Consider the following 12,922-nt stretch of genomic DNA (forward strand, 5'->3'; position numbering starts at 1 on the left):
TTAATCAGACAACCAGGGCTTTATTTCCAGCCCTGGTTGTTTTATATTCCGTCATTGTTGCTTATTTAAACATTATAGTCTTTTATTACTAGTGTTATAAGCGAAGCGGCAAACAGGACATTTTTAGTACAGGACGTTTAGGGGACGGGAGAGAAACATGCGAATTAAACCTGACGATAACTGGCGCTGGTATTTTTGTGACGAGCATGACCGTATGATGCTCGACTTAGCCAATGGCATGTTGTTTCGCTCTCGTTTTGCGCGCCGAATGTTAACGCCAGACGCGTTTGCTCCCTCAGGCTTTTGCGTTGACGACGCTGCACTCTATTTCTCTTTTGAAGAAAAATGCCGCGAGTTCGATCTCTCCAAAGAACAGCGCGCTGAACTGGTACTAAATGCGCTGGTGGCGATCCGTTTCCTGAAACCGCAAATGCCGAAAAGCTGGCATTTTCTCGCCCACGGCATGTGCTGGACCCCGGCTATCGGCGATGCGGCGAGCGTCAATCTGAGCGATACCGAAGAAGAGGTGAATTTGCTGGTGGTTGAACCCGGTGAAAACGCTGCGCTCTGTTTGCTGGCCCAACCCGGCGTGACCATTGCCGGGCGAGTTATGCAGTTAGGTGATGCCATCAAAGTGATGAATGACAGGCTGAAGCCACAGCTGCGCGTTGATTCCTTCAGCCTTGAACAGGCAGTTTAAGCTTCCAGCTGTACGGATGTTTTCGGGACACAGCTACAGCACAGGATCGTGCCGTCACTGCCAATCGCAGATTTCTTCAGGGCACTTACTTCACCATCGACCAGTTTAATGCGACAGCATCCGCAAATCCCCGCGCGACAGGAATACGGTACGCGGATACCTGCCTGCTCCAGCTGTTCCAGTAGCACCTGCTGATTGTTACCACGGATAACTTTGCCTTCCCAGTGAATATCCACCGCGGAAGCGACGTTGGTGACAACGTCAACCATCTCTTCTTCCTGACCTGCGCCGTACACCCTGGCAGGCCCGCGGGTGAGAATTTCGACCTCGTCGCCCACGCGGATCACGCCGCTGGAGCGGGGGATCAGGTTCTGGCCGAAGTCGACATCGCCGTTATCCTGCGCGGTACGAAATGACTGCAAGGTTTTCAGCGGTTCGCCGGAAGGGTGTTTCTGGCCTTTCTCCGGGCTGACAGTGGTAAAAATACAGCGGCTGCACGGCTTCACGACATCAAAAATAACGCTGCCGATGCGGATCACTTTCCAGGTATCTTCATCCCAGGCATTCGCTCCGGTCACCACCAGATTCGGGCGAAATTGCTCCATCTGCACGCTGGCTTTGCAACGGTTTTGTAAATCACGCAGCGAGGCCTCGCTGGTCAGAAGGAAGGGAAAACCATCCGCGAAGGAGAGAGGAACCGCATCGTGGCGCTTCACGCGACGGGTCAGCGCAGGCCCAACCCAGCGCAGCTGAACGTCACGGGAGAAAAAGCCGCTCAGCCACTGGTTAATGTTATCCGGCGCGATACGCGCGGTAAAATGATTGCCCCACACTTCCGTTGGCGCATCAACCGGCGCAAAATCAGCAAAGCGGATCACGACGCTTGAACCGTCTGGCGCGGTCAAATGCAGCCCGTCATGAAGCGGGGAAGGGGTAAAGCGAACCATCTGCGGGAACTGACGTGCGGTGATAAACGTACCGTCAGGCTCGGTGACCATAAAAATACGATCGAAGGCGAATCCGCTCATATCGGCCAGCGCGTGAGTCACGCCGATACCGCGCATCGATTTCACCGGATGAATAAAAAGCCTGGATAACGTCGCCACTGCACACTCCCGCTAAAGAAAATAAGCCTTCAACTTTATGACATACACGCCATATTAGCTATAATGCGCGACAATTTTCTATGAGTAAAAGTGACGATATGAATTCTCTGTTTGCCAGTACGGCCCGTGGGCTGGAAGAGCTGTTAAAAACTGAACTGGAAGCCCTGGGCGCGAAAGAGTGCCGGGTGGTTCAGGGTGGTGTCCATTTTGAGGGCGACACGCGGCTTATTTACCAGAGCCTGATGTGGAGCCGTCTGGCGTCGCGCATCATGCTGCCGATGAAAGAGTGCAAGGTCTACAGCGATCTTGATCTCTACACCGGCGTACAGATGATCGACTGGACAGAGATCTTCACCCCGGACGCCACCTTTGCGGTGCATTTCAACGGCGTCAACGATGAGATCCGCAACAGCCAGTACGGTGCCCTGCGCGTTAAGGATGCCATTGTGGACTGCTTCACGCGTCGCAATAAAGAACGTCCGAACGTTGACCGTGAAAACCCGGATCTGCGTATCAACGTCTGGCTGAACGGCGATACGGCCAGTATTTCCCTGGATCTGAGTGGCGCAGGCCTGCATCTGCGCGGCTATCGCGATCGCACCGGGATGGCGCCGATCAAAGAAACGCTGGCTGCCGCTATCGTGATGCGCTCCGGATGGCAGCCAGGTACGCCGCTGCTCGATCCGATGTGCGGTTCCGGTACGCTGCTGATTGAAGCCGCGATGCTGGCCACCGACCGTGCGCCTGGGCTGCACCGCGGCCACTGGGGCTTCAAAGGCTGGGCGCAGCACGATGAAGCCATCTGGAAAGAGGTCAAAGACGATGCGCAGACCCGCGCCCGTAAAGGGCTGGCGGAGTACACCTCTCACTTTTACGGTTCGGACAGCGACGCACGGGTGATTGAACGCGCGCGCAGCAACGCCCGTCGTGCCGGTATCGGCGAGCTGGTGACCTTCGAGGTGAAGGACGTGGCGAATCTGACCAATCCTCTGCCAAAAGGCCCGTACGGTACGGTGATCAGCAACCCGCCGTATGGTGAGCGTCTGGACAGCGAGCCGGCGCTGATTGCACTGCACAGCCTGCTGGGCCGCAACATGAAAGCGCATTTCGGCGGCTGGAACCTCTCCCTGTTTAGCGCCTCGCCGGAGCTGCTGAGCTGCCTGCAATTGCGTGCCGATCGCCAGTTCAAAGCGAAAAACGGCCCGCTGGACTGCGTGCAGAAAAACTACCATCTGGCAGAGGTAGCGGCGGATAGCAAACCGTCAGGCGTGGCGGAAGATTACGCCAACCGCCTGCGCAAAAACCTGAAGAAATTTGAGAAGTGGGCGAAGCAAGAAGGCATCGAATGTTATCGCCTGTACGACGCTGACCTGCCCGAGTACAACGTGGCGGTTGACCGCTATGCGGACTGGGTGGTGGTTCAGGAATACGCCCCGCCGAAAACTATCGATGCGCAAAAAGCGCGTCAGCGTATGCTGGATGTGATTGCGGCCACCATCGCCGTACTCGGCATTTCGCCAAACAAGCTGGTGCTGAAAACACGTGAGCGTCAGAAAGGCAAAAACCAGTATCAGAAGATGGGCGAGAAGGGTGACTTCATCGAAGTGGGCGAATATAACGCGCGCCTGTGGGTTAACCTGACCGACTACCTTGATACCGGCCTGTTCCTCGATCACCGTATCGCCCGCCGCATGCTGGGCCAGATGAGCAAGGGGAAAGACTTCCTGAACCTGTTCTCCTATACCGGCAGCGCCAGCGTTCATGCGGGGCTTGGCGGCGCGCGTAGCACCACCACGGTAGATATGTCCCGGACTTATCTGGAGTGGGCAGAGCGCAACCTGCGTCTTAACGGCTTAACCGGCCGTCAGCATCGCCTGTTACAGGCCGACGTGCTGGGCTGGCTGCGCGATACCGACGAGCAGTTTGACCTGATCTTTATCGATCCGCCGACCTTCTCTAACTCCAAGCGTATGGAGGATAGCTTTGATGTTCAACGCGATCACCTGCGCCTGATGACCGACCTGAAGCGTCTGCTGCGTAAAGGCGGCACCATTATGTTCTCGAATAACAAGCGCGGATTCCGCATGGATCACGACGGCCTGGCCGAACTGGGACTGAAAGCACAAGAAATCAGCCAAAAAACGCTGTCTCAGGACTTTGCCCGTAACCGTCAAATCCACAACTGCTGGCTGATCTCCGCGGTCTGAAAGGAAAAATAAATGTCTTTAATTAGTATGCACGGCGCGTGGCTCTCTTTCAGCGACTCACCGCTTCTCGATAATGCAGAGCTGCATATCGAAGATAACGAGCGCGTCTGTCTGGTGGGCCGTAACGGCGCAGGTAAATCGACGCTGATGAAAATCCTCAACCGTGAGCAGGGGCTGGATGACGGCCGTATTGTTTACGAGCAGGATCTGATCGTCTCTCGTCTGCAACAGGATCCGCCGCGTAACGTCACCGGCAGCGTGTACGATTTTGTGGCCGAAGGGATTTCAGAGCAGGCGGAATACCTCAAGCGTTATCACGAGATTTCGCATCTGGTGATGACGGACCCGAGCGACAAGAATCTCAACGAGCTGGCAAAAGTGCAGGAGATGCTCGATCACCACGGTCTGTGGCAGCTGGAAAACCGCATTAACGAAGTGCTGGCCCAGCTTGGCCTGGAAGCGGATATGGAGCTGTCGGCGCTCTCCGGCGGCTGGCTGCGTAAAGCGGCGCTGGGTCGTGCCCTGGTGAGCGGGCCTAAGGTGCTGCTCCTGGACGAACCGACGAACCACCTGGATATCGAAGCGATTGACTGGCTGGAAGGGTTCCTGAAAACCTTTAACGGTACCATTATCTTCATCTCCCACGACCGTTCGTTCATCCGCAACATGGCCACGCGCATTGTCGATCTCGATCGCGGCAAGCTGGTGACCTATCCGGGCGATTACGATACCTATCTGCTGGAGAAAGAAGAAAACCTGCGCGTGGAAGAGCTGCAAAACGCCGAGTTCGACCGCAAGCTGGCCCAGGAAGAGGTATGGATCCGTCAGGGCATTAAAGCGCGTCGTACCCGTAACGAAGGCCGCGTTCGCGCCCTGAAGGCGATGCGCCGCGAACGTAGCGAACGCCGCGAAGTCATGGGTAGCGCCAAAATGCAGGTGGAAGAGGCGTCCCGCTCGGGCAAGATTGTCTTCGAAATGGAGAACGTGAATTATTCGGTTGACGGCAAAGTGCTGGTGAACGGTTTCTCCGCTCAGGTTCAGCGCGGCGACAAAATTGCGCTGATCGGCCCGAACGGGTGCGGTAAAACCACACTGCTGAAACTGATGCTCGGTCAGCTCCAGGCCGACAGCGGTCGTATCCACTGCGGTACCAAACTGGAAGTGGCGTACTTCGACCAGCACCGCGCCGAGCTGGATCCAGACCGTACGGTGATGGATAACCTCGCCGAGGGTAAACAGGAGGTCATGGTTAATGGCAAGCCGCGTCACGTGCTGGGCTACCTTCAGGACTTCCTGTTCCACCCGAAACGCGCTATGACGCCGGTGCGCGCGCTGTCCGGGGGAGAGCGTAACCGTCTTTTGCTGGCGCGTCTGTTCCTGAAACCCAGTAACTTATTGATTCTCGATGAACCGACTAACGATCTGGATGTCGAAACGCTGGAACTGCTGGAAGAGTTGATTGATGGTTATCAGGGAACCGTAATGCTGGTCAGCCACGATCGTCAGTTTGTCGATAACACCGTGACCGAGTGCTGGATCTTCGAAGGCAAAGGGCGCATCGGGCAATATGTGGGCGGCTATCATGACGCGCGTGGACAGCAATCGCAGTCGCTGGCGCAAAAACAGGCGAAGACCAAAAATGTCGCTGAACCTGTTGTTGCAAAGGCAGAAACTGTCAAAAAGTCTCCTGCTAAAATGAGTTATAACTTGCAGCGCGAGCTGGAAGGGCTGCCGCAGCGTCTGGAAGAGCTGGAAGCTGCACTGGAAGCACTGCAAATCCAGGTCGCTGATGCGTCATTCTTTACGCAGCCTCACGACTATACTCAGAAAGTATTGGCTGAACTCTCCCAGGCTGAACAGGCGCTGGAAGAGGCATTTGAGCGCTGGGAGTACCTTGAGTCTCTGAAAAACGGCGCATAAACAGGGATAATCTATGTGTGACCAGCACCATGCCGATCGGCATATATTATGCTCGCAATGCGATATGCTCGTGGCGTTGCCAGAGCTTGGTCACGGACATAAGGCTGCCTGCCCGCGCTGCGGCGCTACGCTGACGACCGAGTGGGACGCGCCAAGGCAGCGTCCTACGGCTTATGCGCTGGCAGCCTTATTCATGTTACTGCTCTCCAATCTCTTCCCTTTCATCTATATGAAAGTGGGCGGGATGACCAGCCAGGTGGATTTACTGGAAATACCAGGCGTGATGTTCTCGGAAGATTACGCCAGCCTTGGCACCTTCTTTCTTCTTTTCGTGCAGATCGTCCCGGCTTTTTGCCTGGTCGTCATTCTGCTGCTGGTCAACCGCGTCAGGATGCCCACTGTCCTTAAAATCAAACTCGCGCGGATCCTGTTCCAGTTGAAAAGCTGGGGGATGGCGGAAATTTTTCTCGCGGGTATCCTGGTCAGTTTCGTGAAGCTGATGGCCTACGGCGATGTGGGGATTGGCAGCAGCTTTATTCCGTGGTGTCTGTACTGCGTGCTACAACTGCGCGCGTTCCAGTGCGTGGACCGACGCTGGGCCTGGGACGATATTGCCCCGGCGCCTACGCTCTCGCAGACGGTAAAGGTGGGCGTACCGGGTATCCGTCAGGGGCTTCGCTCCTGCTCGTGCTGCACCGCCGTGCTGCCCGCGGATGTCGAGGTGTGCCCGCGCTGTGAAACAAAAGGTCACGTCCGGCGTAAAAATAGCCTGCAATGGACCATGGCGCTGCTGGTGACCTCTGTCATGCTCTATCTGCCCGCCAATATCTTGCCGATCATGATCACCGATCTGCTCGGCGACAGAATGCCCTCGACCATACTGGCCGGGGTGATTTTGCTGTGGAGCGAGGGGTCTTACCCTGTAGCAGGCGTCATATTCCTCGCCAGTATTATGGTTCCGACCTTAAAGATGATTGCCATTGCCTGGCTTTGCTGGGATGCAAAAGGGCACGGTAAGCGAGACAGCGAGCGTATGCATCTGATTTATGAGGTCGTGGAATTTGTTGGCCGCTGGTCGATGATTGACGTGTTCGTGATTGCGGTTCTCTCAGCGCTGGTGCGTATGGGGGGGCTGATGAGTATTTATCCCGCTATGGGGGCGCTGATGTTTGCGTTGGTCGTCATTATGACCATGTTTGCGGCCATGACCTTCGACCCTCGTTTATCGTGGGATCGTGAGCCCGATTCAAGCCATGAGGAAGAGTAAGAGCATGGAAAATAAGAGTGGAGAGGCTAAAGTGCAGAAGGTCAGAAACTGGTCGCCGGTGTGGATTTTCCCCATCGTGACCGCGCTGATCGGTGCATGGATCCTGTTTTATCATTACAGCCATCAGGGACCGGAAGTCACGCTAATTACCACCAATGCAGAGGGGATTGAGGGCGGAAAAACCACCATCAAGAGCCGCAGCGTGGATGTGGGTGTCGTGGAAAGCGCGACCCTGACGGATGATTTAACCCATGTTGAAATCAAGGCCCGCCTGAATGCCGGCATGGAAAAACTGCTCCATGAAGATTCTGTTTTTTGGGTAGTGAAACCGCAGGTCGGAAGAGAAGGGATCAGCGGCTTAGGGACGCTATTGTCAGGGGCCTACATCGAACTCCAGCCCGGCAACAAAGGCGCCCAGCCAGCAAACTATCAGCTGCTGGATTCACCGCCGCTTGCGCCACCGGATGCAAAAGGGATCCGCGTTATTCTGGACAGCAAAAAAGCGGGCCAGCTCTCGCCGGGCGATCCGGTACTGTTCCGTGGATATCGCGTCGGTTCGGTTGAAACAAGCACCTTCGATCCGCAAAAACGGACCATCAGCTATCAGCTTTTTATCAATGCGCCTAATGATCGCCTGGTGACCAGCAACGTTCGCTTCTGGAAAGACAGCGGGATCGCGGTGGATCTGACCTCTGCGGGGATGCGCGTTGAGATGGGTTCACTCACCACGCTGTTTGGTGGGGGCGTCAGTTTTGATGTGCCGGAAGGTATCGATCTGGGACAACCGGTGGCGGAGAAAACCGCCTTCAGGCTGTTTGACGATCAAAAAAGCATTCAGGATGCGCTCTATACCGATCACATCGACTACCTGATGTTCTTTAAGGACTCTGTACGCGGCTTGCAGCCTGGGGCGCCAGTTGAGTTCCGCGGTATCCGTCTGGGGACCGTGGGACAAGTGCCTTACTTTGTTCCGGGACTCAAGCAGATGCTTGATGATGATTATCGTATTCCGGTGCTGATCCGCATTGAGCCTGAGCGTTTGATTAACCAGATAGGCGAGGACCAGGATATTGGGGAGCATATCAGCGATCTGATGAATCGCGGTCTGCGCGGCTCGCTGAAAACTGGCAACCTGGTCACAGGGGCGTTATATGTCGATATGGACTTCTATCCAAAAGCGCCACCAATGACGGGGATCCGTGAATTTGGCGGCTACAAAATCATTCCTACGGTCAGCAGTGGCCTGGCGCAGATCCAACAGCGCCTGATGGAAACACTGGATAAGATCAACAATCTGCCGCTGAATCCAATGCTTGAGGCCGCGACGGGATCACTGCATCAGAGCCAGGCGACGATGCAACGTCTGCAAACCACGCTGGATAATATCAACAAGATCACCGCCAACCAGTCCATGCAGCAGCTGCCGCAGGATATGCAGAAAACGTTGCGCGAACTGAATCGCAGTATGCAGGGCTTCCAGCCGGGCTCAGCGGCTTACAACAAGATGGTGGCGGATATGCAACGTCTTGATCAGGTTTTACGCGAGCTACAGCCCGTTCTGAAAACGCTCAATGAAAAGAGCAACGCGCTGGTGTTTGAAGCGAAAGACAAAAAGGATCCTGAGCCTAAGAGGGCGAAACAATGAAAAAATGGCTAATCATCGCAGGCGCACTGGTATTAACGGCCTGTAGCTCTGGAAGCGATAACAAAAGCTACTACCAGTTGCCGTTAAGCGCGCAATCCGGTGCGCAGAGTAGCAGCTCGCAGGGCAGCCGTCTGCTGTGGGTTGAACAGGTTGCCGTGCCAGATTATCTGGCGGGCAACGGGGTGGTCTACCAGACCAGCGATGTGCAGTACGTTATCGCCAACAATAACCTGTGGGCCAGCCCGCTGGATCAGCAGCTACGCAATACGCTGGTGGCGAATCTGAGCAGCCAGCTCCCTGGTTGGGTAGTCGCCTCGCAGCCTCTGGGAAGCGATCAGGATACCCTGAATGTTAACGTGACGGGATTCCATGGCCGCTATGATGGTGCGGTTGTTATCAGCGGGGAGTGGCTCTTGAATCATCAGGGCCAGCTGATTAAGCGTCCTTTCCATCTGGAACTGAAGCAGCAGAAAGATGGCTATGACGAAATGGTGAAAGTGCTTGCGCAGGGGTGGGCACAGGAGTCGGCTGCTATCGCAAGAGAGATTTCCCGGCTGCCATAAGTAAAATTCATCGACGAAAGCCGCACTCAGCTTCTTGCTGATTGCGGCTTTTTTTTCGTTTTATGTTCAGTTTGTTACTTGTCCCGCGTCACATTTTTTGTACAAACGATCTTCCATGTAGCTCACAAATATGACACCCGTATGAATTTTGAACGTTGACGCTGACGCCGATTCGGGGTATTCGTTAACTGTGCTTGCACATATTGCAATCACTGTTTTCTTTCCACCAGACAAAAGAATGAGGGAAACGAGGCATGAAGAGACAGAAACGAGATCGCCTGGAAAGGGCTCATCAACGTGGTTATCAGGCTGGCATCGCCGGACGTTCAAAAGAAATGTGTCCCTATCAGGCCCTGAATCAAAGGTCCCAATGGCTAGGGGGCTGGCGAGAAGCCATCGGAGACAGGGCAGTACTTGCTTGATACCGTCTCTTTAAAAAGAAACCTCCGCAATGCGGAGGTTTCGCCTTTCTGGAAGGGGCTAAATGCCGTTATCAGAAAGCGGAGGTATCCTGGAACAGACCCACTTTCAGGTCGTTCGCAGTATAGATAAGACGACCATCTACCAGCACTTCACCGTCCGCCAGGCCCATAATCAGGCGGCGGTTAACGATGCGTTTGAAATGGATACGGTAGGTGACTTTCTTCGCGGTAGGCAGAACCTGACCGGTGAATTTCACTTCGCCTACGCCCAGCGCACGGCCTTTACCTTCACCGCCAAGCCAGCCCAGATAGAAGCCAACCAGCTGCCACATGGCATCGAGGCCCAGGCAGCCAGGCATTACCGGATCGCCAATAAAGTGGCAACCGAAGAACCACAGGTCCGGGTTGATATCGAGTTCTGCTTCTACGTAACCCTTATCAAAGTTGCCGCCGGTTTCGGTCATTTTCACGACACGGTCCATCATCAGCATATTTGGGGCCGGTAACTGCGGGCCTTTCGCACCAAACAGTTCACCGCGACCAGAGGCAAGAAGGTCTTCTTTAGTATAGGATTCGCGTTTATCTACCATGTTCTCAGTAAGCCTTATTTTAGTGAAGGACGCAGGATAGCTAACACGTGTACGCTGAACAAGTCCGATCAGTTAGCACTAAACCAACTTAACCAGCGTAACGGCCACGGATAACGATGACGAGCATCCTGCTGTGTCGCCTGAGCTATACGTTCCTGAATGGTCTGCATCAGGGTTGTCTGGCCTTCGCCGTCCCAGACCAGGTTTGTCAGTAATGGTAGTGCATCCTCAACTCCTTCGATGGCCCAGACGGCGAATTGTTCCTGCTCTACCGCATCCAGAATCGCCTGGCTCAGGCTCAAATGGCGAGCGTTAGGCGCCGGAATAATCACGCCCTGTTTGCCGTTTAAACCGCGCTGCTGGCAGATAGCGAAGAAGCCTTCGATTTTCTCATTCAGTCCACCCACCGGTTGAGCACGACCAAACTGATCCACGGAACCGGTAATCGCAATATTCTGATTAATCGGTACGTCTGCAAGCGCGCTGATCACGGCGCACAGCTCTGCCATCGAGGCGCTGTCGCCGTCGACTTCACTGTAGGACTGCTCAAAGGTCAACGAGGCAGAGAAGGGGATCTGCTGCTCCAGCTGAAGTTCAGACATCAGGAATGCCTGCATGATCATCATGCCTTTGGCATGAATGTTTCCGCCCAGTTCGGCCTTGCGTTCGATATCGGTAAATTCGCCGTCACCAATGTGCACGACACAGCTGATACGGGAAGGCTCGCCAAAGGCGCGCGGATGTCCGGGGAACTCGATGACGGACAAGGCGTTGATTTGCCCGATACGTTCGCCTTCGGTCTCCACCAGAATCTGTTCCAGCAGAATTTCATCCTGCATACGGTCAGCAAGATAACCTTCACGCCATTCACGCTGGGCCAGCATCTGGCTAAGCTGCTCGCCGGTAAACGGACCGTTGCCGCTGATAACGCCCACTTCACGCAGCTGTTTACCGATCCAGAGCGGGCAGAGCGGCAGGGTTTCCTGATCGCCAGTGTAGCGTACGGCCTCGCGGATTAAGCCCGGCCACGCATCCTCGGCAGGCGAGGGCAGCGCGAAACGTTCCGCCACGGCCATAACCCACTGACACCACTGCGCCATGTCATCGGCATCGGCGATCTGAATATTGTCTTCAAATTCACTGTAAACCGCCTGCTCCGCGAGTTCTGGCTCCATTTCCTGGAAATCAGCCAGAGATTCACGGTCACCCGTCAGCACGACGGTCAGCGACAGCGGCATAGACGGAATGGAAACAGGCAGCGGACGTGAATCGTCGTAGCCTATCCAGTCAAAACGTTGCTGCATCACCACCGTTTTCAGGCGCATCCACAGCAGAGGCTGTGCGAGCAGGGTGCGAAGGGAGATGAGCAACACACCACCGTTCGCGCGGTGTACCAGACCGGGTTGCAGTGACACATCGCCATTGAACTGACGAAGGCAGCCGAACAGCTGTTCTGCTTCCACCCAGTTGGCGGTGATCACTTCGCCTTTTGCAGCGAATTGTCCGTCTGCCTGCGTGGCAGGTTCGAAGGTCACGTCACGTCCGGCAATATGATACTGACCACCAAAAACGGCATTCGTTTTTGGATGCAACTGGCGCATGGCATCACCGAGAAGCGTCAGATACTCGGCTTCTTCCGGGGCTTTGAGCAGCATGAAAGGAGATGTAGCCCATGGGGATGACATCTGCTCCAGCGCGTAATGCAAACGCGGTTGTGTATCGCTAAGTATGAATTCGTGTTCTTTTGTGAGGTCTGGCTGTGCAAACAGCTCCTGATAGCTCTCGGTATCCGGAACCAGGTCACGCCATGCAAGTTTCGTAATGGTCAAAGTTGATGTTTTTTAGTCAGAAGTAAAACCGTGGAGTATACCGTAAGCGGCGCACTCTGCCCAATCAGGATTCGGGTTTTCGTCATGCGGATCGCCTGCGGCGTTTCACAGGATATGATTTCTTTTCAGCAGATTGCCAAAAAACTGATATTCTGAACAGAGTTACACGGTAACACTGAGATCGCAATGAAATATCAACAACTGGAAAACCTCGAAAGCGGCTGGAAATGGAAGTACCTGGTCAAAAAGCACCGTGAAGGGGAGCTGATCACCTGCTACATCGAAGCCAGCGCGGCACAAGAAGCTGTGGATATGTTGCTGACCCTCGAAAACGAACCGGTACAGGTCAACGGCTGGATTGAGAAACACATTAATCCGGCCTTGTTAAACCGGATGAAGCAAACTATCCGTGCTCGTCGTAAACGGCATTTCAATGCCGAGCATCAGCACACCCGTAAGAAATCCATCGACCTGGAGTTCATGGTCTGGCAGCGTCTGGCCGGGCTTGCGCAGCGGCGCGGGAAAACCCTGTCGGAAACGGTGGTGCAGCTGATTGAAGATGCCGAGCACAAAGAGAAGTATGCCAGCCAGATGTCGACGCTGAAGAACGATCTACAGGCACTGTTAGGTAAAAAATAAGCTTTTTACTTTTCTTCAGATAATAAAAAACCCC

11 protein-coding genes are annotated in these 12,922 nt (G+C 54.7%); 8 read left to right on the forward strand and 3 right to left on the reverse strand.

Going from position 1 to position 12,922, the window contains the following annotated elements; genetic code table 11:
• The first annotated feature begins 157 nt into the window (after positions 1 to 157).
• On the forward strand, positions 158 to 700 hold the full coding sequence (zapC, locus tag ACQG0T_RS07765) for a cell division protein ZapC (RefSeq protein ID WP_015570906.1): 543 nt from the start codon (positions 158 to 160) through the stop codon (positions 698 to 700).
• Here zapC and ACQG0T_RS07770 read toward each other — a convergent pair.
• Complete coding sequence (locus ACQG0T_RS07770; RefSeq protein ID WP_252051910.1) at positions 697 to 1,806, reverse strand: YcbX family protein; 1,110 nt, start codon at positions 1,804 to 1,806, stop codon at positions 697 to 699. The genes zapC and ACQG0T_RS07770 overlap by 4 nt on opposite strands.
• Before the next feature lie 98 nt (positions 1,807 to 1,904).
• On the opposite strand from ACQG0T_RS07770, the gene rlmKL reads away from it, so the two are divergent.
• The 6 genes from rlmKL (at position 1,905) to rmf (ending at position 9,830) form a co-directional block, all read left to right on the forward strand.
• On the forward strand, positions 1,905 to 4,013 hold the full coding sequence (rlmKL, locus tag ACQG0T_RS07775) for a bifunctional 23S rRNA (guanine(2069)-N(7))-methyltransferase RlmK/23S rRNA (guanine(2445)-N(2))-methyltransferase RlmL (RefSeq protein WP_026080728.1): 2,109 nt from the start codon (positions 1,905 to 1,907) through the stop codon (positions 4,011 to 4,013).
• 12 nt (positions 4,014 to 4,025) lie between these two features.
• A complete protein-coding gene (locus tag ACQG0T_RS07780; RefSeq protein WP_045344709.1) occupies positions 4,026 to 5,933 on the forward strand; it encodes an ABC transporter ATP-binding protein in 1,908 nt (635 codons plus the stop codon).
• Between the two features lie 13 nt (positions 5,934 to 5,946).
• Positions 5,947 to 7,200, forward strand: a complete 1,254-nt coding sequence (gene pqiA, locus ACQG0T_RS07785; protein WP_017693685.1) for a membrane integrity-associated transporter subunit PqiA — start codon at positions 5,947 to 5,949, stop codon at positions 7,198 to 7,200.
• A 4-nt stretch (positions 7,201 to 7,204) separates the two neighbouring features.
• Entirely contained in the window at positions 7,205 to 8,845 is a 1,641-nt protein-coding gene (gene pqiB / locus ACQG0T_RS07790; RefSeq protein WP_015570901.1) for an intermembrane transport protein PqiB, read from the forward strand.
• A complete protein-coding gene (gene pqiC / locus ACQG0T_RS07795) occupies positions 8,842 to 9,408 on the forward strand; it encodes a membrane integrity-associated transporter subunit PqiC (protein WP_015570900.1) in 567 nt (188 codons plus the stop codon). The genes pqiB and pqiC overlap by 4 nt, the downstream gene beginning before the upstream one ends.
• 254 nt (positions 9,409 to 9,662) lie before the next feature.
• Entirely contained in the window at positions 9,663 to 9,830 is a 168-nt protein-coding gene (gene rmf, locus ACQG0T_RS07800; RefSeq protein WP_003858162.1) for a ribosome modulation factor, read from the forward strand.
• A 71-nt stretch (positions 9,831 to 9,901) separates the two neighbouring features.
• Here rmf and fabA read toward each other — a convergent pair whose 3' ends face one another.
• Both fabA and ACQG0T_RS07810 read right to left on the reverse strand, forming a co-directional pair.
• A complete protein-coding gene (gene fabA, locus ACQG0T_RS07805) occupies positions 9,902 to 10,420 on the reverse strand; it encodes a bifunctional 3-hydroxydecanoyl-ACP dehydratase/trans-2-decenoyl-ACP isomerase (RefSeq protein WP_000227926.1) in 519 nt (172 codons plus the stop codon).
• 68 nt (positions 10,421 to 10,488) lie between these two features.
• Complete coding sequence (locus ACQG0T_RS07810) at positions 10,489 to 12,249, reverse strand: AAA family ATPase (RefSeq protein WP_017384808.1); 1,761 nt, start codon at positions 12,247 to 12,249, stop codon at positions 10,489 to 10,491.
• Positions 12,250 to 12,435: 186 nt separating this feature from the next.
• On the opposite strand from ACQG0T_RS07810, the gene matP reads away from it, so the two are divergent.
• Positions 12,436 to 12,888 carry a macrodomain Ter protein MatP gene (gene matP, locus ACQG0T_RS07815; RefSeq protein WP_006809347.1) on the forward strand — a complete coding sequence of 151 codons (453 nt, stop codon included), beginning with the start codon at positions 12,436 to 12,438 and terminating at the stop codon, positions 12,886 to 12,888.
• The last annotated feature ends 34 nt before the right edge of the window (positions 12,889 to 12,922 follow it).

The organism is Enterobacter cloacae complex sp. 302F9, assembly GCF_050030335.1.
GTDB classification, from domain to species: domain Bacteria; phylum Pseudomonadota; class Gammaproteobacteria; order Enterobacterales; family Enterobacteriaceae; genus Enterobacter; species Enterobacter hormaechei_C.

What these genes read in the sequence shown, in the direction of transcription:
- zapC (WP_015570906.1), top strand. Translation starts at nt 158, where the DNA reads ATGCGAATTAAACCTGACGATAACTGGCGCTGGTATTTTTGTGACGAG.
- rlmKL (WP_026080728.1), top strand. Translation starts at nt 1,905, where the DNA reads ATGAATTCTCTGTTTGCCAGTACGGCCCGTGGGCTGGAAGAGCTGTTA.
- pqiB (WP_015570901.1), top strand. Translation starts at nt 7,205, where the DNA reads ATGGAAAATAAGAGTGGAGAGGCTAAAGTGCAGAAGGTCAGAAACTGG.
- fabA (WP_000227926.1), bottom strand. Translation starts at nt 10,420, where the DNA reads ATGGTAGATAAACGCGAATCCTATACTAAAGAAGACCTTCTTGCCTCT.
- rmf (WP_003858162.1), top strand. Translation starts at nt 9,663, where the DNA reads ATGAAGAGACAGAAACGAGATCGCCTGGAAAGGGCTCATCAACGTGGT.
- matP (WP_006809347.1), top strand. Translation starts at nt 12,436, where the DNA reads ATGAAATATCAACAACTGGAAAACCTCGAAAGCGGCTGGAAATGGAAG.
- pqiC (WP_015570900.1), top strand. Translation starts at nt 8,842, where the DNA reads ATGAAAAAATGGCTAATCATCGCAGGCGCACTGGTATTAACGGCCTGT.
- pqiA (WP_017693685.1), top strand. Translation starts at nt 5,947, where the DNA reads ATGTGTGACCAGCACCATGCCGATCGGCATATATTATGCTCGCAATGC.
- ACQG0T_RS07780 (WP_045344709.1), top strand. Translation starts at nt 4,026, where the DNA reads ATGTCTTTAATTAGTATGCACGGCGCGTGGCTCTCTTTCAGCGACTCA.